The 19403-nt window shown below is 70.0% G+C and carries 19 protein-coding genes; 10 read left to right on the top strand and 9 right to left on the bottom strand.

Translation table 11 applies throughout. The features are described 5' to 3' along the window. The coding region (locus RJ03_RS04815) for an SDR family NAD(P)-dependent oxidoreductase (protein WP_245552183.1) at positions 1 to 988 on the top strand (988 nt) is incomplete at its 5' end. Positions 989 to 1016: 28 nt separating this feature from the next. On the opposite strand, the gene RJ03_RS04810 is transcribed toward RJ03_RS04815, so the two are convergent. The 4 genes from RJ03_RS04810 to imuA' all read right to left on the bottom strand — a co-directional run bounded on the left by RJ03_RS04810 (position 1017) and on the right by imuA' (position 5199). After that, the gene (locus RJ03_RS04810) at positions 1017 to 1934 is read right to left on the bottom strand and encodes a ferredoxin family protein (protein WP_036498329.1); all 918 of its coding nucleotides are present in this window, start codon (positions 1932 to 1934) and stop codon (positions 1017 to 1019) included. 50 nt (positions 1935 to 1984) lie between these two features. Continuing rightward, positions 1985 to 2752 carry an alpha/beta fold hydrolase gene (locus tag RJ03_RS04805; RefSeq protein ID WP_036498328.1) on the bottom strand — a complete coding sequence of 256 codons (768 nt, stop codon included), beginning with the start codon at positions 2750 to 2752 and terminating at the stop codon, positions 1985 to 1987. An 88-nt stretch (positions 2753 to 2840) separates the two neighbouring features. Further along, entirely contained in the window at positions 2841 to 4445 is a 1605-nt protein-coding gene (locus RJ03_RS04800) for a DNA polymerase Y family protein (protein ID WP_036498327.1), read from the bottom strand. A 22-nt stretch (positions 4446 to 4467) separates the two neighbouring features. Continuing rightward, complete coding sequence (gene imuA' / locus RJ03_RS04795; protein WP_036498326.1) at positions 4468 to 5199, bottom strand: DnaE2-dependent mutagenesis accessory factor ImuA'; 732 nt, start codon at positions 5197 to 5199, stop codon at positions 4468 to 4470. 405 nt (positions 5200 to 5604) lie between these two features. Here imuA' and RJ03_RS04790 point away from each other — a divergent pair, with 405 nt between their 5' ends. Next, positions 5605 to 6750 carry a serine/threonine-protein kinase gene (locus tag RJ03_RS04790; protein WP_036498315.1) on the top strand — a complete coding sequence of 382 codons (1146 nt, stop codon included), beginning with the start codon at positions 5605 to 5607 and terminating at the stop codon, positions 6748 to 6750. Positions 6751 to 6757: 7 nt separating this feature from the next. Here RJ03_RS04790 and RJ03_RS04785 read toward each other — a convergent pair whose 3' ends face one another. The 3 genes from RJ03_RS04785 to RJ03_RS04775 all read right to left on the bottom strand — a co-directional run bounded on the left by RJ03_RS04785 (position 6758) and on the right by RJ03_RS04775 (position 9543). After that, positions 6758 to 7420 carry a response regulator gene (locus RJ03_RS04785; RefSeq protein WP_036498325.1) on the bottom strand — a complete coding sequence of 221 codons (663 nt, stop codon included), beginning with the start codon at positions 7418 to 7420 and terminating at the stop codon, positions 6758 to 6760. Between the two features lie 154 nt (positions 7421 to 7574). Further along, positions 7575 to 9074 carry an ATP-binding protein gene (locus tag RJ03_RS04780; RefSeq protein ID WP_157163336.1) on the bottom strand — a complete coding sequence of 500 codons (1500 nt, stop codon included), beginning with the start codon at positions 9072 to 9074 and terminating at the stop codon, positions 7575 to 7577. Between the two features lie 100 nt (positions 9075 to 9174). Continuing rightward, a complete protein-coding gene (locus RJ03_RS04775) occupies positions 9175 to 9543 on the bottom strand; it encodes a DUF6223 family protein (protein WP_036498314.1) in 369 nt (122 codons plus the stop codon). Between the two features lie 232 nt (positions 9544 to 9775). Here RJ03_RS04775 and RJ03_RS04770 point away from each other — a divergent pair, with 232 nt between their 5' ends. From RJ03_RS04770 to RJ03_RS04745, 7 genes are all read left to right on the top strand, one after another. After that, a complete protein-coding gene (locus RJ03_RS04770; RefSeq protein WP_036498323.1) occupies positions 9776 to 10993 on the top strand; it encodes a sensor histidine kinase in 1218 nt (405 codons plus the stop codon). Further along, complete coding sequence (locus RJ03_RS04765; RefSeq protein WP_036498313.1) at positions 10990 to 11682, top strand: response regulator; 693 nt, start codon at positions 10990 to 10992, stop codon at positions 11680 to 11682. Before RJ03_RS04770 ends, RJ03_RS04765 begins: the two co-directional genes overlap by 4 nt. Positions 11683 to 11958: 276 nt before the next feature. After that, positions 11959 to 12351 carry an MspA family porin gene (locus RJ03_RS04760; protein WP_036498312.1) on the top strand — a complete coding sequence of 131 codons (393 nt, stop codon included), beginning with the start codon at positions 11959 to 11961 and terminating at the stop codon, positions 12349 to 12351. Continuing rightward, a complete protein-coding gene (locus RJ03_RS38995; protein WP_157163335.1) occupies positions 12324 to 12437 on the top strand; it encodes a hypothetical protein in 114 nt (37 codons plus the stop codon). The genes RJ03_RS04760 and RJ03_RS38995 overlap by 28 nt, the downstream gene beginning before the upstream one ends. Before the next feature lie 203 nt (positions 12438 to 12640). Further along, positions 12641 to 13276, top strand: a complete 636-nt coding sequence (locus tag RJ03_RS04755) for an MspA family porin (RefSeq protein ID WP_157163334.1) — start codon at positions 12641 to 12643, stop codon at positions 13274 to 13276. 64 nt (positions 13277 to 13340) lie between these two features. Continuing rightward, complete coding sequence (locus RJ03_RS04750; protein WP_036498310.1) at positions 13341 to 15125, top strand: PspC domain-containing protein; 1785 nt, start codon at positions 13341 to 13343, stop codon at positions 15123 to 15125. Further along, positions 15118 to 15339 carry a hypothetical protein gene (locus tag RJ03_RS04745; protein ID WP_036498309.1) on the top strand — a complete coding sequence of 74 codons (222 nt, stop codon included), beginning with the start codon at positions 15118 to 15120 and terminating at the stop codon, positions 15337 to 15339. The genes RJ03_RS04750 and RJ03_RS04745 overlap by 8 nt, the downstream gene beginning before the upstream one ends. A gap of 87 nt (positions 15340 to 15426) precedes the next feature. Here the strand turns inward: RJ03_RS04745 and guaA are convergent, their stop codons facing one another. Continuing rightward, entirely contained in the window at positions 15427 to 17007 is a 1581-nt protein-coding gene (guaA, locus tag RJ03_RS04740; RefSeq protein WP_371507150.1) for a glutamine-hydrolyzing GMP synthase, read from the bottom strand. A 215-nt stretch (positions 17008 to 17222) separates the two neighbouring features. Between guaA and RJ03_RS04735 the strand changes: the two genes are divergently transcribed. Next, the gene (locus tag RJ03_RS04735) at positions 17223 to 18020 is read left to right on the top strand and encodes an alpha/beta fold hydrolase (protein ID WP_036498322.1); all 798 of its coding nucleotides are present in this window, start codon (positions 17223 to 17225) and stop codon (positions 18018 to 18020) included. Positions 18021 to 18041: 21 nt separating this feature from the next. On the opposite strand, the gene RJ03_RS04730 is transcribed toward RJ03_RS04735, so the two are convergent. Further along, the gene (locus RJ03_RS04730; RefSeq protein WP_036498307.1) at positions 18042 to 19211 is read right to left on the bottom strand and encodes a GuaB3 family IMP dehydrogenase-related protein; all 1170 of its coding nucleotides are present in this window, start codon (positions 19209 to 19211) and stop codon (positions 18042 to 18044) included. Between the last annotated feature and the right edge of the window lie 192 nt (positions 19212 to 19403).

The raw sequence follows: 19403 nt of genomic DNA, 5'->3' as shown, positions 1-19403 counted from the left end.
AGCAGCGATGTCGGATAACCACGCGGCCGAACAGGGCTATCTGTCCCGTCGGCGGGCACGCCGGGATCTCACCGGGAAACACGTCGTCATCACGGGCGCCTCCTCCGGAATCGGGCGGGCGGCGGCGACGGCCGTCGCCGCCAAGGGGGCCGTGGTACTGCTGCTCGCGCGCCGCGACGAGGAACTGAACGCCGTGGTCGAGGAGATCACCGCCGCGGGCGGGCGGGCCTACGCCTACCAATGCGACGTCACCGATTCCGATTCGGTGGACCGGACCGTGAAGTCGATTCTCGACACGCACGGCCACGTCGACATGCTGGTCAACAATGCCGGCCGCTCCATCCGGCGCGCCGTGCACCGATCCACCGACCGGCTGCACGATTTCGAACGGACCATGGCGGTCAACTACTTCGGCGCGGTGCGAATGACGCTGGCACTGCTGCCCCAGATGCGGGAGCGCAAATCCGGACACATCGTCAACATCTCGAGCGCGGGGGTCCAGGTCGCCACCCCGCGGTTCGCCGCCTATCTGGCCAGCAAGGCCGCGCTGGACAAGTTCGCCGAGGTCACCGCGGCCGAAATGCTCTCCGACAACATCACTTTCACGACCATCCACATGCCGCTGGTGCGGACGCCGATGATCGCGCCCAGCGGTAAACAGGGACCGTCGGAATCTCCCGAATGGGCGGCGGCCACCATCGTGCGCGCGCTGAGCGAGCGTCCGCGGCGCATCGACGTGCCCGTGGGCACCCTGGCCGAATACGGGACGCTGTTCGCGCCGGGGATCAAGGATCGCGTCATGCACCGGTACTACCGGGCGCTGCCGGACTCCCCCGCCGCCAAGGGTGAGCTGCCGGTCGAGGACGAACCGGAGTCGGAAGTGCCCGCGCTGCAGGCGAAACCGCAACGCAAGTCGTCGACGGCGGGACGGGTCACGCGCTCGACGTTGCGCCGCGCCGCTCGATTGGTGCCCGGCACCTACTGGTGAACGCGGCAGCGGACCGCAGGCACGGCACTCACCATCGAGTGGTCTCGCGGATTTCGTCCGCGACGATCGCCGACGCCGGTTTCGGGGCCGCGCCGCAGCTCGCCTGCCGGGGCGGATAGCCGACGGTCCGCGTGCTGACCAGCCACCGGCGGCCGTCGGCGTGGGTCACCTCCGCGGCGCCGGCGAAGGTCGCCGGATCCGAGATCGGGGTGTCCGGCTCGACAGCCGTCACCGTCAGCTGGTCGAGGGCCGCCGGCACCCGTTCGCGCACCGCGATCTCCGCCACCTGCTCGACCGGGGAAAGGCCGCTTCGTCCACGAAAACCATTCAACGACAGATCATTACGCCCGACAGCCGCGACCGCGCGGACCGCATCCTCGCCGTCGACCCGGCCGTAGGTCAGGCCCTCGGGCAGGATCACCATCGCGGGTGCGAACCGATGCCCACCGGTATGCGAGCACTCCCAGACCTGATCCGGATATTCGGCCGCCAGCCGGGCCGCGATCGGACGTCCCAGCCGGGCACAACACTGATCGCGCTTGCCGTGGGCGCACACCAGGGTCAGCGGATCGGTTACGCGCTCACCGATTCCCGGCGCGGGACCGTTGAGTACCTGCAGGTCGATATCGAGAAGCTGTTCCGGATCGGTGACGGTCAGACGTTCGCACCACGAACCCCGCGGCCGGGAGGCGGCGAGCAGAACCGTTCGCACACCGGTGAATTCGCCGCGACCGGGACGCCGGATGAGGGTGGGACGGACTCGCGCGGCCTTGGTCCGTGCGGCCAGTCTGGCGGTGAGCTCGGCGCCGAGAACCGCATCGCCGATCACATCGCGGCCCCAGGCGCCGGGTTGTTCGATGCACAGCCAGCCGCTCACCCGGGTCGCGCTGCCCGGCAGCGGAATATCGGCCGCGGCCGCCGAACACGGCAACCCGTCGAATTCGATCGCGGGCACCTGCGACGTGGGTGGCGCGGAACGGGAATCGGCCCCCACGTTCAGTGCTCCAGGAACGGCAGCACCACCGAAGCGAATTCCCGATACCGGTCGCGGTGGATGCTGTGCCCGCAGGTGAAGGCCTCGACCCGGCAGTCCGGCACGCTGGCGCGGAAGATCTCCAGCTTCTCCGGATCGACCATGCCGCCGGGACCGCCGCGCAACATCACCGTGGAGGCGGTGATATCCGCCAGCCCCTCCCACCATTCCGGATGCGGTTTACGGAACTGCTCGAGCGCCGGAGTGGTCATCGACCGATCGAAGGCGAGGACCGCGCGCGGGTGACGCAGCAGACTGGTGGTGGCATGCCACAGTTCCGGCACCGACGGTAGGCGCCGGGTGAGGGTGAGTTGTTCGTCACCGGAGCGCAGCGGCAGCGGCTGCTCCTCGAGTACCAGCCGCCGGACCAGCGCCGGTCGTTCGATGGCCACCCACGAGCAGGCGTATCCGCCCAGCGAATGGCCGACCAGATCGACAGTGGGCAGTTCCAGCCGATCACAGAGGTTCAGCAGATCCGCGCCGAAGTCCTCGAACCGGTACGAGGCGGTGTGCTCGCTGCGGCCGTGGCCGCGCAGATCGGGGATGATCACCCGGCGCCCGGACCGGATCAGCGCGGTGGCGAAGCGATCCCAGGTGTGGCCGTCGCCACCCATCCCGTGCACCAGCACCACCGGGATCTCCGAGAGCGGATGCGTGGTCGGCGCGCTGCCCGAATCCCGATAGGCGATCTGCACCCCCGCCAGGGGCACCCGGATGACGTTCGACTCCACGATCAGCCAGGGTACGTCGCCGTGGGCGCCGTCGCCGCAGCGTGTGGGGTGTTCCATAGCCCGCGCCCGGGCCGGGGCTACGCCAGCCCTATTCGTAGAGGCCCTCCACGTGCCAGATGTGGTCGTAGCCGAGCAGCAGTAGGGCACGCTCCTCGGTGTCGAGCAGGATCTGCACGCGGACGGCGCCGCCGGAATCGCCGGTGGCCCACCAGCGTTCGTCCAGCAGCCAGGGCCCGGCCCAGCCCGCGACCGGCCACGACTTCTTGCCCCAGTGCAGTTCGGCCGGTTCGGCGGTGAACTCGCCACGATCGGTGAGCCAGATCGGGCTGCCGTCGCCGGACTCCAGCCGGACCTCGGGACGGTTGCCCAGCACCACCGCGGGGGCCGGTTGCGGAAGCCGCCCCGGCCACGGCAGGCCGGGGTCGGCGGCGGGGACCAATTCCTCACCGAAGGTGATCAGGGTGACACGTTCGACGGGTCCGCGACCGCCGCTGAGGACACCGATCCGCACCGCCTCACCGCCCAGCAGACCCTGCACCCGGGTCAGGGCACGGCGGGCGCGTTGATCCTCCTCGCCGACCCCGCCCCAGAGCCCGAGTTGCAGCGCACCGGCCGCCACCACCTCGACCGGTTCCAGGCGCAGCAAGGTGATCGGAGCGGACGGCGGCGCTTCGGCATCACCCGTCCGCCCGTGTTTCCCGGCGTTCCGGGCGCGGTGGGTGAGCCAGCCGTCCAGCTGCCAGCGCACCCGGTCCGCGGTGGTTTCGGGGGTGAGCGGCTGGGCACACCGCCAGATTCTGGACAGGGCTTCCCCGGCCCCGGTTTCGGCGTGGACCGCGAGCCGGGTGCAGGCCACCGAGGCCGCCGCCAGTCGTTCGTGCAGCCGGGTGGCGAGCATACGACCGGCGAAGGCGGCGGCATCGACCCGCTCGATCGGCGGATCGCACCGGTACTCCACCATCAGATCCGGGGCGGGCGGGGCCGCCGAGGGCGGGCGCTCCGGTTCGGCGCGGGCACACCGGTGCGCCCGGATCGCGTCGGCGCCGAAACGGGAGGCGACCTCGGCGGGCGTGAGGGCCGCGAAATCACCGATCCGGCGTAAACCCAAGCGATGCAACAGATCCACCAGTTCGCCGCGTTCCGGCGGAGCCAGGCTCGGCTCGACGGCCAGCTCGCCCACCGGCAGCGGCGCCAGGAAATTCGCGGCGGCGCCGGGCGCGACGATCTGCGCCCGGCGCGCGGCGATCACCGCGGCCGACAGTTCGTCGGCGATGCCGATGCGGCATTCCACACCGAGTGCGGCGACCGCGTCGACCAGGCGTTCGGCGGCCTCCTCCTCGGAACCGAAGTAGCGGGCGGCGCCGCGGGCGGCGAGGACCAGCAGGCCGGGCCGCAGGACCTCCACGCCCGGCACCGTCGCGTCCACGGCCGTCGCCACCGGTTCGAACAGACGCGCGTCGCGGTCCGGATCCGCCTGCGCCACATGGAGGTCCGGGCATCGCGCCTGCGCCTCGCGCCTGGTCAGACCGCGCCGCACTCCCGCGTCGCGCGCCACCGCCGAACAGGCCACCACTCGATTCGCGTGCAGTACCACCACCGGTCGCAGCGGTGAGAGATCGGCCACGGCGGCGGCCGCGGCGGCCGGCCAGTCCGGACACCACACCGCCAGTACGCGAAATCCGGGGCGTTTCATCTCGCTCCCCTGCCGCGTTTCATCACGCACCCACTGCCGACAGTGTCGTCGGCGGCGAATCCGATTCCGGGACAAGCCATTCGACCCGGCCGTCACGCGGGCACAGATCGAGGGTGCCGGTGCGTTCCGGTGCGGACCGGCCGCGCACGCAGACGTCCAGGCGCACCGACCGCAGCCGGCCGCGGCCACGCCCCAGGCCCGAATAGCCCGCGACCCGGGTGTCGATCCGCAGCATCGGACCGCTCCAGGCGCCGCCGGTCACCACGAGCGTGGACCCTTTGCTGCGGGCGCGGGCGGCGAGAATTCGAGTTCGGCTGGGCGGCACCGACATACCGGCCAGGCCGACCACCACCAGATCCAAACCATCCAGCAACACTGCGGCGACCTCCACCGGATCCGGGCCGGGCTCGGTCACCACGGCCAGCCGGCCCAGATCGGCGCCCATCTCGGCGGCGGCGAGCAACCCGAGCCGCGGCAAACCGATCGCCGCGGCGTAACCGCCACCACCGGTCACCGCGGCCAGCAGGCCGGTCAGCAGCGACCCCGCACCCGAGTAGGCCACCACCGACCCCTTCGGCACCCCACCCTCGGGCAGCAGCCCGGCCAGGGCGGGCGGTACGGGAAGCAGCTCTCTGCGCAGTTCAGCGGCAGTCGGCGGGCGTTCCACGACCTCGACCCCACGGGCCGGAACCGCGGCCATCCGCCGCCGCAGCTCCGCCAGCTGCACGGCTCGCGCATCACCCGCCGAACCCATCTCGCCGACCACCTATCTCTCACCGAATGAACTCCACCGCACTCGATGCACCGCACCGCCGCATCGGCTACATTCCGCTCCTCCTCCACCTCACCCGCCGCGCCGGAGCTCGCCTCCCGCGACAGCGCCCGGAAGCATCGACGAGAGGTGCAGCACCGATTCAGCTATCGATCTTAATCGAATATACGTTCGATCCGGTGACAGTAGAACCTTCCGACCGGTCTCCGTCAAGCCGCACCGGCCCACGTGTCACATCAGCCCCACTGCGACTGTTCCGTCACCGGTCGCGGCTGTTGTCCACGCCACCCGTCAGTGACATCCGACGGCCTGCCCGCCGGGCTGTGACCGCCGCCAACCCCGGTCCGAAGCAGGCCGGTCGCCCTGGTTTTCGGCTATCCTCGCGCCGTGACCGAACGTGCCCGCCCCATCGTCGGCCCCGACTATCTCGTCGCCGGCCGTTACCGCCTGCAGTCCAAACTCGGAGGCGGCGGTATGGGTGCGGTATGGCTCGCCACCGACCGGCTGCTCAACCGCGAGGTCGCCATCAAACAGGTGCTCACCACCGCGGGACTCAGCGAGGCCGAGGCGACCGAGGTGCGCAACCGGATCGTGCACGAGGGCCGCGTCGCGGCCAAGCTCTCGCACGAGCACGCCATCGCCGTCTACGACGTGGTGCTCGAGGCGGGGGAACCGTGGCTGGTGATGGAGTATCTGCCCTCGCGCAGCGTCGCCAAGGCGCTCGCGCTGGCCGACACCCTCTCCCCCATCGAGGTCGCACAGATCGGTGCGCAGGTGGCCGATGCGCTGGCCGCCGCCCATGCCGCCGGGATCGTGCATCGCGATATCAAACCGGGCAATATCCTCGTCGCCGATCGGGGCTCCGACGTGGGCAAGGCCAAACTCAGCGACTTCGGTATCTCCAGTGCCGGTGAGGCTTTCGACGAGCCGGAGGACGTGATCACCGGCACCCCGTCCTATCTGCCGCCGGAGGTGGCGCGCGGTGCTCAGCCGGGCCCGGCCAGCGACGTATTCTCCCTCGGCGCAACGCTGTACACCGCGATCGAGGGGCATCCGCCGTACGGATTCGACGACGACAACGACGTCATCGTCACGCGTGCGGCGATGGCGCAGATCATTCCGCCCACTCGCAGCGGACCGCTCACCCAGGTGCTGCTGCACATGATGGAGCCGGCGCCGCAGCGTCGCCCCACCATGGCCGAGGCGCGCGAGGAAATCCTCACCGCCGCATTCGGTCCCGGCACCGGACCCTATATTCTCGGCGCCCCGATCCGCACCGACGACGGCACGATTCCGGCCTGGGCCGCCCGCAATTCGGCGGCCGGACTGCGCAGTCCGCATTCCGCGCCGCTGCCCCGCCCGCCTCGGGTCGTCGCGGCCGGAGCCGTTGCGCAGCAACCGAAATTGGGGAAATCGAAACTCGTCGACATCGACTTCACGAAGTTCGGGCCCAATGCGGCGCCGCTCGCGATCGCGGTGGGCCTGCTGATCGGACTGCTCATCCTGATCGTGGTGCTCGTCGCCGCGATGTAGGCGCGACTCAGTCGATGCGCCGGCGGTGCGCCCAGCGCGTCAGCGCGTTGCGGTTGGACTGCTGGGTTTTTCGCAACACGTTGGAGGCGTGGGTTTCCACGGTCTTCACCGAGATGAACAGGGTTTCGGCGATTTCGCGATAGGTGTAGCCGCGGGCCAGCAGCCGCAACACCTCCAGTTCACGCGGGGTCAGCGAATCCAGTTCCGGGTCCAGCGGGGGTTCGGGAGCCGGTGAGCGCCCGGTGAACGAGTCCAGCACGAAACCGGCCAGCCGCGGACTGAACACCGCGTCGCCGCCCGCGACGCGCCGAATGCCTTCGGCCAGTTCGGAACCGGAGATGGTCTTGGTGACGTAACCGCGCGCGCCCGCACGGATCACCGCGATCACATCCTCGGCGGCGTCGGAGACGCTCAGCGCCAGGCATACCGGGCCGTTACCCGACGCCGAACCGTTCGGGCGATCGTCGATGCCCTGCAGGACCGCCACACCCCCGCCGTCGGGCATATGCACATCCAGCAGCACCACATCGGGACGCGCGGCATCGATCCCGGCCACGGCCTCGGCGACGGTACCCGCCTCCCCGACGACATCCATATCGGCTTCGCGGCTCAACTCCGCCCGCACCCCCGACCGGAACACGGCGTGGTCGTCGACCAGAAAAACCCGGATCGTCACAGTTCTCCTCACCTCGAGCCGGCCCGCTGCCGGGCGCGGCGGCGCCAACTCATCGGTACCACATCGGTGGTCGGGGTGCTCGGCACCGGCCTCGAGGACGGCGGCATCACCGTCGGTCCGAATTCTGTCCACTCCGCGGGTGCGTCCGCTAGTGCGACCGGCGGGGGCCGGTCTCCGCGGTCTCCCCTCGCGATCCCCCGGTCTCGGCCTGATGCGGCCCGGCCTGCTGTGTCTCGGCCTGCTGCGGCCGGTCCTGCGCATCGCCGGCGCCGTCCGTTTCGCCGGAGGCGGGCATCTCGGTCTCGGCGCCGTCGAACCCGCCGGTTTCGCCCTGACCTTCGGAATCCTTGCGGGGCATCATGATTCGCACCTCGGTGCCGCGGCCGGGTGCGGTCTGCACCTCGACGGTGCCGCCGCGGCGTTCGATCCGGGCGTGAATGGATTTCGCCAGGCCCTGCCGGTCCGCCGGAACGGCGGCCGGATCGAAACCGGTGCCGCGATCGCGCACGAAGATGCTGACCTGATGCGGTTCCACCTCGGCGAAGACATCGATCGTCGGCACACCGGCATGTTTGGCGGCGTTGACCAGCGCCTCGCGAGTGGCGCCGAGCAGGGCGGTGAAATGTTCCTTCGGCAGGCCGAATCCGGTGTCGCCGACATCCATCGAGACGTCGCCGACGGTCACCGGAGTGACCTGGACGCCGTGCTGGTCCTCCACCTCACCGGCGATCGTGCGCAGCGCGGCGGCCAGGCTCGACTGCGCGGGCATGGAATCCTCGAACAACCACTTCCGCAGTTCCCGCTCCTGGCTGCGGGCCAGCCGGGCGACCTCCTGCGGGTCGTCGGCCTGCCGCTGGATCAGCGCCAGGGTCTGCAGTACCGAATCGTGCAGATGGGAGGCGATCTCCTCGCGTTCCTCGTTGCGGATGCGGGCCGAGCGTTCGGCATTGAGGGCGCGCATCATGCGCAACCACAGCGGCACCGTCAGGAGACCGACGCCGATCAGGGTGACCGCGACCGCGATCAGCGCCGAACCCAGCGAACTCAGGTTGATGCGGGCCAGCACCACCACGCCCAGCCCGACCACGATGAGCGTCGCCCCGGCCAGGATGCGCGTCCAGGTGAGCACGGTCGGCCGGGCGGGCAGACCCAGAATGGAACGCGGCCCCTCGGCATCGAATTCGCGCCACACCAGCGCCGCGCCTACGGCGACCACGATGATCGGCGCCACCACCCGCGCCGCGGTCCCGTTGAACAACCACGCCATCGAGACCGACAGCGCCAGCCCGAGCAGCACCAGCCCGACGGCTTGCCGCCGCTCGGACGCCGTGGGCGGCGGGCCGTCCGCACCGGAGGAGGTGAAGATCCACAGCAGCCCGTAGGCCACGATCCCCGCCCCCATCAAGGCCGACAGCAGGACGAACGCCATCCGCACCTTGAAGACGTCGACACCGAGATGGTCGGCGATACCGCCCGCGACGCCGCCGACGACCCGTCCACCGGATCGCCGCAGCAACCGCGGCTGCTCGAGGACCGGATCGGCGCCCCGGCCGTCCGGCCCGAGACCGTCCACACCGGCGCGAGGTTCGAACCCCACGCGACCGTCGAACCCCGAGCGCGCGTCGAATGCGGGCATGGACGGGTACATGCCTTCGATCCTGGCACGTCACCCCGACAACCGACCATCGGGAAATACCCGGATTCCCGATCTCGGGGTCCGGCGGCGCCGTGGCGCCGGAACCGCCGTGTCATCCGAAGCGGCGAGCCCGCACCAGCGCGAGGCCGCCCAGAATCACGCCGCACAGTCCGAGCACCACCGCGGCGATCGCGCCGGCGAGCCCGTTGCCGGTGCCGAGACCGCCGGCGGCCTCGGCACCGTGGATGCCGCCGACGATCACGCCGACCGCTCCCAGCACCAGCGCGGTGAGGGCCCGGAACCGGCCGGTGCCGGCCCGCCGGGATCCGGACGAGATCGCCAGTCCCCCGGCGACCACACTGATCAAGCCCAGGACGGCCGCGATGCTGGGGACGGTCCGGCCGACGCCGACTTCGTACCCGGCGGCGGTAACGGAGAGGTGAGTAGCAGAGAGCGCGGCGAACATATCGAGCGTGGGCATCGCGGATCCTTCCGGTCGAGCGAGGAGTGGCGGCCGCGCGGATCCCACGGACTCGGAATCGGCTGCGGCCGTGACGATCGTCGCGCCGCGACCCGGTCGACGGCATCGGCCCGGAGGCGATGACGCCTACGCGGTTCGGCGTAGGCGAGCGACGTCCGACCGCGCACCGCGACGTCGGCGTCGCGCGATCGGCACGATGTGCCGGGCCGGTGCGGACTCCTATGATCGCCACATGCCGGACCGCGTCACACCGCTCCGCCTGCCCGTGTGGTCTCAGGATCTGCTGCTGGCGGTATTCATCACCGTGATGCAGGTCCAGGGCACCGTCGTCCGCAACAGCGGCCGGCCGGAGTCGGTGCTGCGCCCGCTGTCGGATTTCGGATATCTCGGCTACCTCCTCTTGATCGCCGCGGGCGCCGTCCTGGTCGTGCGGCGGCAACGGCCGGTCGCGGTCTTCGCCGTCACCGCGCTCACCAGCGCGGTTTACTACACGCTCGACTTTCCGGACGGGCCCGGGTGGCTGGCCCTGTTCGTCGCGCTCTACACCCTCACCGCCCATGGCGACGGGCGGCGCTCGCTGGTGGTGGCCGGAGTGGGTATCGCGGCACTGACCGCGATCTGGCTCCCCGCCGCAACGGACGTCGAACCACCGGCCGCGATCGGCTGGGTCTATTTCCGGATAGGCGCCGCGGTGATGAGCGCGGCGCTCGGCGAAAGTGTCCGCTCACGGAAAGTCGTTGCGGCACAGGCGCTGGAGAGGGCGGAGTTGGCGGAACGAACGCGCGAGGAGGAGGCCCGCGCCCGGGTCGACGCGGAACGTCTCCGCATCGCCCGCGAAGTGCACGATACGGTCGCTCATGCGATCGCCGTCATCAACGTCCAGTCCGGCGTCACCGCGCATGTGCTCGACAAACGGCCCGAACAAGCACGCGAGACCCTGAAGATCATCGAGCGGACCAGCTCTCGGGCGTTGACGGAGATGCGGGCGATTCTCGGAGTTCTTCGCGACGACACCGACGAGCGTGCCCCGCATCCGGGCCTCGCGCAGATCCGCGAACTGGCCGCCGACGCCCGCGACGCCGGGATCGAGGTCGAATTCGACACGCCTGCATCGCCTCCCGAGATACCCGGCGCGGTCGGCACCGCGGTGTATCGGATACTGCAGGAGTCGATCACCAATGTGATCCGTCATGCCGGCTCGACGCGAGTGTCGGTCGAGGTGACCTACGATGCCGACGCGGTCGAGGTCCGGGTCATCGACGAGGGGCGGCGGCCGCAGGCGAGCCCCCTCGCCACCGCTCGAGCGGGCAGCGACGGGCGCGGCATCCTCGGCATGCGCGAGCGATGCCGGCTCCTGGGCGGTGACCTCGACGCGGGCCCGCTCCCGCACGGCGGATTCGCGGTCACGGCCCGGCTTCCCTTGACGACGACGGAAACGGTGAACCTGTGAGCACTGCGGCGGACTCTCCCGACGGCGGCACCCCGATCCGGGTTCTGCTCGTCGACGACGAGCAGTTGGTGCGGTCGGGATTTCGGCTCCTGCTCGATATCGAGGACGACGTCACGGTCGTCGGGGAGGCCGCGACCGGGGCCGAAGCCGTGCGCAAAGCCCGTGCGCTACGCCCGGACGTCGTCCTGATGGATATCCGGATGCCGACGATGGACGGCATCCAGGCCACCCGCGACATCGTTGCCACGCCGGAGCTGCGGGATGTGCGGATTCTCATTCTGACCACCTACGACACCGATGCCTACGTCTTCGAGGGATTGCAGGCCGGCGCCGCCGGCTTCCTGCTCAAAGATGCCGGTCCGGCCGAATTGCTGCACGGTATCCGCGTGGTCGCCGCCGGTGAGGCCCTGCTCGCGCCCCGTATCACGCGCCGGCTCATCGCCCAGTTCACGGCCCGGCACACCGCTGACCGGGCCGCCGAACAGCGGCTCGCGGTGCTGACCGAACGGGAGCGGGAGGTGCTGGCTCTGGTCGGCCAGGGCATGAGCAATACCGAAATCGGCGCCGAACTGTTCCTCAGTCCCGCCACCGCCCGCACCCACGTCAGCCGGGCGATGGTCAAACTCGGCGCCCGAGACCGCGCGCAATTGGTCGTCATCGCCTATCGAACGGGGCTGGTAGCGCCGTAGGCCGAGCACGTCCGGTCCGGACACCGCCGAGCGACGAACGGCACCGGCCCGGCGGACGCCGCCCGCGGTGCCGATGCCGGACCGGAATTTCGCAACAGCCTCGATCACCTGCGGATATGGCGTATCGACCGGAATTCGCCCGGGTGCCGGCGAGCTCTCGATTCCTACCGTCGATCGCGTCGCCCGCTGACGGCGGGCGGCTCACGTCCCGGTAGTCGTTTCGCCGCGGACGGCTGATCTCGCCGGTTCGCCCGGCGTGTACGGGGAGGAATTCGCATGTCCATCGCATCTGTCTACGCCGCCACCACGGCTCTCGCGCTGGCGCTGCTGCCGGCCACCGCCGCCTCGGCCGCGGGGCCGGGCGGTCACGAGAACACGTATCTGGCACCGAACGGGTACAGCTTCACCGTGGGCCATCTCGATTACGCGGCCCATCCGGTGACCGCGCTGAACGGCATGCCCACCAATCGAGAGGTGTTCCTGGACAACACGTCCTACGCGCGGATACCGAGCGGCACCGGAACGTTGAAGGCGGGCTGTTTCGTCGCGTGCGCGGTCGATATCGACCTCGGTTTCAGCGCCGACGCCTCGGCCTCGGCGCCGGGGAGACCGACTCTCTCGTCAGCCGGGACTTCCATCTCATGGTGCAGGGATGCGGCGGTCCGCTGACCATCCGCGCCTACGGCAGGATCGAGGTCTCCGCGGCAAAGGTCGACGGGAACGGCGCCGTCTTCGCGGATCCGACCGTGCTCTGAGTGGCTCTGAGTGCCGTATCCGGGACCGTGCCGCCCCTACCGCGGCCGGTCCCTGCCACGCAGGGGACACAGGAGACTCCCAGCACCTTGCCAGTGACACTGGAGCTCGACTCGCGACGATCTTGGTGAAATATCGCGGCGGACCGCGGTCCGCGGGCGGATCGCGCATGCTCGCGTCGAGGCTGCCGATCCGGGGAGTACATGTGCGCAAGTGGGTAATGGTCGCGGTGACAACGATCGGGGGATGCACCGTCGCCGCCACGTCGGCGACGGGCGCGTCCGCCGCGCACGAGCGCACGTACTCGGTGCCGGAATTCACCTACACGGTGGGCAGTTCCGATCAGCAGGCCCATTCGATCCCGCCGCTGAACGGAATGCCCACCAACCGTGAGGTGCTGGTCGACGGCACCTTCTACGGGCGGGTCGCGGCACCGGCGACCGGCAAACTCCACGCCGGATATCTGGTGGCGTGCGCCGCCGAAATGGACGCCTCGGTGGCGATCCAGGCCGGACTGTCCGGATTCTCCGAACTCTCGGGCAATCTGTACATCGCCCCGAGTCAGGTCAGTCCCGGCCTGTACTGGGATGTGGTCGACGGGACGATCTCGGGTTCGGCGACCGTCGACACCACCCTGAAACCCGGGAAGGTGACCGATGTGAAGGTCGCCGACAAGGATCTGAAGTCCGATACGACCGGCACCCTCTACAGCCGCGATTTCCGCATCGAGGTCGACAACTGCGCCGGGCCGCTCACCGTCCAGCCCTACACCTCGATCAATGCCGACACTCCCGGCGACAGCGGGACCGGCATGATCCTGGGTGATCCCATCCAGATGTAGTTCAGGTTCGGTTTCAGGGTGAACCCCGATGCCATTCGATACTGCTCACGGCCACCATTGAGCTATGACCACAGCGAGCGGCGGGACCGGCGGCACGAGCCGGACGGGATTCAGCGAACAGCTCCAGCACCTGTGGCGGACGCGTCCGACACGGCTGCCGGGACAGAGTCCGGTCGCCGGCGTGGCGTCCGGATTCGGCCGTCGCTACGGCGTGGACCCGGTCCTGATCCGGGTCGCGTTCGTGGTGTCGACGATCTTCGGCGGTGCGGGCATCGTGTTGTATCTGGCGGCATGGTTGCTGCTGCCCCCGGCGGGTGATGCGGTATCACCCGCGGAGGGGCTGATCAGTCGCGGACGGAGTTCGCAATCGTCCACCAAGACCATCGTCCTGATCGTCGCCCTGGCGATCGCGGTCACCACCATGGGTCCGGTGGGAGTCGGACTCGGCGGCTCGGGGGTGATCAGTTTCGCCCTGATGGTGGCCGGTTGGTGGTTGCTCTACATGCGGCAGCCGGAACCACCGTTCGACGGCTCGTATCCGCTGGCGGCCGAGGGCGGTATCGCGGCGACGGGATATCCGGGGGCGAGCTTCCCGGGTGGGTCGCCGTGGAGCGGGAGTCAGTACGGACCGTTCACCAAACTGCCCGACCACTACGAACCGGATCCGAACCGTGTTGCGGGCAGCCAGGTTCCGGCCACGCCCACACAACCCGCGAACGGCGACGTCTCGACGGCAACCGAACCGATCGGCGCAGCCGCCACGACCCCACTGCGGGTCGATCCGGTCACGGTGACGCCGGAGAGTCCTCCGGACGAAGCACGAGCCGACTCGCCCGACACTGCGAGCTCAGCCGACGAAGTGACCGAAAGCATGGCGACCGAAGGCGTTCCGACGGCAGAGGAACCCGGTACCTCCGGACCCGTTGCCGCCGAATCGGACTCGCCCTCCGACGAGATGACCACCGACGAGATGCCGCCCGACGATCGCCCCACGGTCGCGATGACCCGGCCGCTCCCCGTCGAATCCGAAGCGGCGGCAGTCTCGGCCGAGCACACGGCCGAGGACGAGTCCGGCCCGGATGATTCCTCGGGCCCCGGCGGAAGTGCCCGTCCCACCCCGACACCTCCCCCCGGCCCGCGCCCGAGCGGCACCCGCCCGATCCCGGACCCGGCGCATATCGGCCCCACCCCGGCAGGCTGGGATCCGCTCGGCGTGGCGCCGATGGCCTGGGATCTGCCCGCCCCCACGCAGGAACGCCCGGTGGCCGTCGTCCCGGCACCGCGGCCGCGGTCCCGGCTCACCCCGGTGGTGATCGGCCTGGCCGTCCTGGCGGCAGCGGCCGCGGGCGCGGTGGCCGCCGCCGGAGCGGACTGGATGACCCCCGCGCGAATCGGCGCGATCGCCCTGGCGGTGGTCGGCCTCGGCCTGATCGTCGGAGCCTTCCTGCGCCGCGGTTACGGCTTGATGGTGGTGCTCGCGCCGCTGGCCGGCTTCGTCATCCTCGCCTCGATGGTCGGCCCGGTCGAATTCGATCGCGGGGCCATGGGCGACCACGTCTGGACCCCGGCCACGGCCGCCGATCTGGCGCCGGAATACAAGATCACCATGGGCTCGGGCACGCTCGACCTGCGCCAACTGCCCCTGACCGAGAATCGCACGGTCCACGTGAATGTGCAGATGGGCGATTTCCGGGTGCTGGTGCCGGAATCGATGCGCCTGCACGCCACCTGCAACGCCAGCATGGGCGATGTGTCCTGTCCGCAGGGGCCCACCGGACCGGCCGACGGGCCGATTCTCACTCTCGACATCGATGTCCACGCCGGAAACGCGGAGGTGAAACGTGGCTGACAACGAAACGGCCGACACTCGGACCGACACTCGGCGCGGACCGTCGTTCTCGCTGCTGCCGGCCGGAATACTCGCCCTGCTGGTCAGCGTCTGGGCCTTCATCGGCCCCACCTCCTGGCCCTTCCACAGTGCGGTGCCGGTGGGCTGGATCGTGGTGGGCGTCGCGGTGGTCGTGGGCATCGCCCTGGTGATTTCACCGCGAAGGAAGAAATAGCGTCCGGAAGAGGGCGCCCGACAGAAAGAAGGGGCCTTCCAGCCGACGCTGGAAGGCCCCTTCTCCGCTATCGGTCGAGACAGCCGCTCACTCCCATTCGATGGTGCCCGGCGGCTTGCTCGTCACATCGAGCACCACGCGGTTGACCTCGGCCACCTCGTTGGTGATGCGGGTGGAGATGCGTTCGAGCACCTCGTAGGGCAGGCGGGTCCAGTCCGCGGTCATGGCGTCCTCACTCGACACCGGCCGCAGCACGATCGGATGGCCGTAGGTGCGCCCGTCGCCCTGCACGCCGACGCTGCGCACATCGGCCAGCAGGACCACCGGGCACTGCCAGATCTGCGCGTCCAGGCCGGCGGCGGTCAGCTCCTCACGCGCGATCGCGTCGGCCTGCCGCAGAGTTTCCAGCCGGTCCGGGGTGACCTCCCCGATGATCCGGATCGCCAGGCCCGGCCCCGGGAAGGGCTGGCGCGCAACGATGTCCTCGGGCAGCCCGACCTCGCGGCCGACCGCGCGAACCTCGTCCTTGAACAGCAGTCGCAGCGGTTCGACCAGCTCGAATTCCAGATCCTCGGGCAGGCCGCCGACATTATGGTGGCTCTTGATGTTGGCGGTGCCGGAACCGCCGCCGGACTCCACCACATCCGGATACAGGGTGCCCTGCACCAGATATTCGACCGCGGGTCCGTGACCGTCCTCCTCGCCGGTGGACTTCACGACCTCGGCGACCGCGTCCTCGAAGGAGCGGATGAACTCGCGGCCGATGATCTTGCGCTTCTCCTCCGGATCGGTGACCCCCTTCAGCTCACCGAGGAACTTCTCCACCGCGTCGACGGTCACCAGTTTGGCCCCGGTCGCGGCGACGAAGTCACGCTGCACCTGCTCGCGCTCACCGGCCCGCAGCAGGCCGTGGTCGACGAATACACAGGTCAGCCGGTCGCCGATAGCCCGCTGGACCAGCGCGGCCGCCACCGCGGAATCCACTCCGCCGGACAGCCCGCAGATCGCGTGCCCGTCGCCGATCTGCTCACGCACCTGCTCGACCAGCGCGTCGGCGATATTGGCCGGCGTCCAGGCCGCGGGGATACCGGCGATTTCGTGCAGGAACCGGCTCAGCACCTGCTGGCCGTGCGGCGAATGCATCACCTCGGGGTGGTACTGCACACCGGCCAGCCGCCGGGCGCGATCTTCGAAGGCGGCGACCGGCGCACCGGCCGTCGTCCCCGTGACCTCGAAACCGGCCGGGGCATCGGTGACCGCGTCGCCGTGGCTCATCCACACCGGTTGCACCGTCGGCAGTCCGCCGTGCAGGACGCCGCCGTCGATGTTCAGTTCGGTGCGGCCGTACTCGCGGGTGCCGGTGTGCGCGACCGTGCCGCCGAGCGCCTGCGCCATCGCCTGGAATCCGTAGCAGATGCCGAAAACCGGGATGTCGAGGTCGAACAGCCGCGGATCGAGCTGCGGCGCGCCCTCGGCGTACACGCTGGACGGGCCGCCGGACAGGATCACCGCCAGCGGCTGCCGATCGGCGATCTCCTCCACGGTCGCGGTATGCGGTACCACTTCCGAGTAGACACTGGATTCGCGCACGCGCCGCGCGATCAACTGCGCGTACTGCGCCCCGAAGTCGACGACGAGAACTGGTCGCTGGGTTTCTGCCACCCGCACAGTTTAGTGAGCGCATCGGCGCACCTCGAGGGCGGGCGAGCCTGCCGGTCGCGGCCGTGACCGCCCCCACTCCGCCGATCCGACGCCGGTCGTATCGACCGGTGCCGACCGGTGTCCGAAACGGCCTATCCGCCAACGCATATCCATGCTCGCCGGCCTCCGCGACGATCGCGAAGGCGGAGCAGCAGTACTCGGCGACCGCTATCCTCGTGCTCGTGCCATTCGCCCGTGCGATCGATGCCGAAATCCATTACGAGGATTCCGGCGGTCGTGGTCCCGTGGTGCTACTCGGGCACGAATTCTTCATGGACCGAACGATGTTCGCCTCGCAGGCGGCGGCGCTGTCACCGGAGTTCCGCATCGTCACCTGGGATGCGCGCGGACACGGACGCACCCGCGACGAGGGGCTGCCCTTCACCTATTGGACGGCGGCCCGCGACGCCCTGACCGTGCTGGATCAGCTCGGCGTCGAACGCGCGGTGGTCGGCGGCACCTCACAGGGCGGGTTCAGCGCCATGCGCACCGCGCTGCTCGCTCCCGAACGGGTGGCCGCGCTGATCCTGATCTCCACCGAGGCGCACAGCCCCACCCCGCAGGAACTCGCGACCTCACGCCGCTTCCTGGACCGCTGGAAGGAGCCGAATATCCGGCATGTCCTCGCGGAGCACATGGCGCACTGGCTGATCGGAGACGACGCCTGGTACCGGTCGGTGTGGACCAAGCGATGGCTGGCGCGCGACCCGCACGAACTCGAGGCCGCGGCCGGATGCCTGCTGGCCCGCGACTCGATCCTGCACCGGCTGTCCGAAATCACCTGTCCCGCACTGGTCATCCATCCCACGCGAGCCGGCATCCCGCGCGCGCACGCGCTGGAAATGGCGCGCCGACTGGCCGGATCGCGGTTCTGCGAAATCGAGGATGCCCGTCAGGCGGTCAACATGACCCACCCCGCGCAGGTCAACGCCGCGATTCGCGACTTCCTGCGCGGGGATGTGCTGACCCGGCTCAACTGATCCGGGTCACGGCGCGAGATCTCAGGCCCGCACGCTGAGGCCGACCCGCTGGAATTCCTTCAGATCGCAGTATCCGGCCTTGGCCATCGAACGACGCAGGCCGCCAACGAGATTCACCGACCCCCACGGATCGCTGGACGGACCGTACAGCACCTTCTCCAGGGTGGGCTGCTCGTCCGGCTCGGCGAACTGCAGCAGCGCGCCGCGCGGCACCGACGGATGCGCGGCCGCCGAGGGCCAGTACCAGCCGCGGCCGGGCGCGTCCTGCGCCAGCGCCAGCGGTACACCCAGCATCGCCGCATCCGCACCGCAGGCGATGGCCTTGGCCAGCTGGCCGGAGGAGACGATGTCACCATCGGCGATCACGTGGACGTAGCGACCGCCGGTCTCGTCGAGGTAGTCGCGGCGAGCGGCGGCGGCATCGGCGATCGCGGTCGCCATCGGGACACCGATACCGAGCACCTCACCGGTGGTGGTGGCGCCGGGCATCGACCCGTAACCGACGATCACGCCCGCGGCGCCGGTGCGCATCAGATGCAGGGCGGTGCGGTGGTCGCTGACGCCACCGGCCACCACCGGCACATCCAGTTCGGCGATGAAGGTCTTGAGATTCAGCGGTTCCACCGACGAGCCGGCGTCCTCCGCCGGCACCGCGCTCGCGCCGCCCACGTGTTCGGCGGAAATGATGGTGCCGTGGACCACCAGCAGGTCGATGCCGGCCTGCACCAGACTCGGGGTCAGGGCGCGCGCGTTCTGCGGGCTCACCCGCACCGCGACCGTCACCCCGGCGGCGCGCACCTGCGCGACCGCGGCGGCCAGCAGATCGGGCTGCATCGGCGCGGCGTGCAGTTCCTGCAGCAGTTCGACCGCGGCCTCGGGACCCTTGTGCTCGGCCACCTCGACCAGTTGCTCGATGCGCGCGCTCACATCGGCGTGCCGCGCCCAGAGTCCCTCGCCGTTGATGACGCCCAGTCCGCCGAGGCGGCCCAGTTCGATCGCGAATTCCGGCGACACCAGCGCATCGGTCGGATGCGCGACCACGGGGATGTCGAACCGGTAGGCATCCAGCTGCCATGCCAGCGACACCTGCTTCGACGACCGGGTGCGCCGCGAGGGGACGATGTCGACATCGTCCAGCTCATAGGTACGCCGGGCGGTCCGACCCATCCCGATCTCGACCATGTCCCGCACTGATGTCTCTCCTTAGTGTGTGCTGCCACGCCCGTGTGTGCGACGAACTTGCGCGCGCCGACGTCACGACATCGCGGCGATCTCACGCCGACGCGCGTCCATCCTCCCAGTTCCCGGCGTACGCCATACGCCGGGGGCGGTCCGTGTCGGACGGCAGGCATGGGGACCCGATCCGCGGGGCCTCCCGATGTT

Source organism: Nocardia aobensis NBRC 100429, assembly GCF_000308375.1.
Classification (GTDB): Bacteria; Actinomycetota; Actinomycetes; order Mycobacteriales; family Mycobacteriaceae; genus Nocardia; species Nocardia aobensis.
This window is presented reverse-complemented; position numbering and strand designations above follow the sequence as displayed.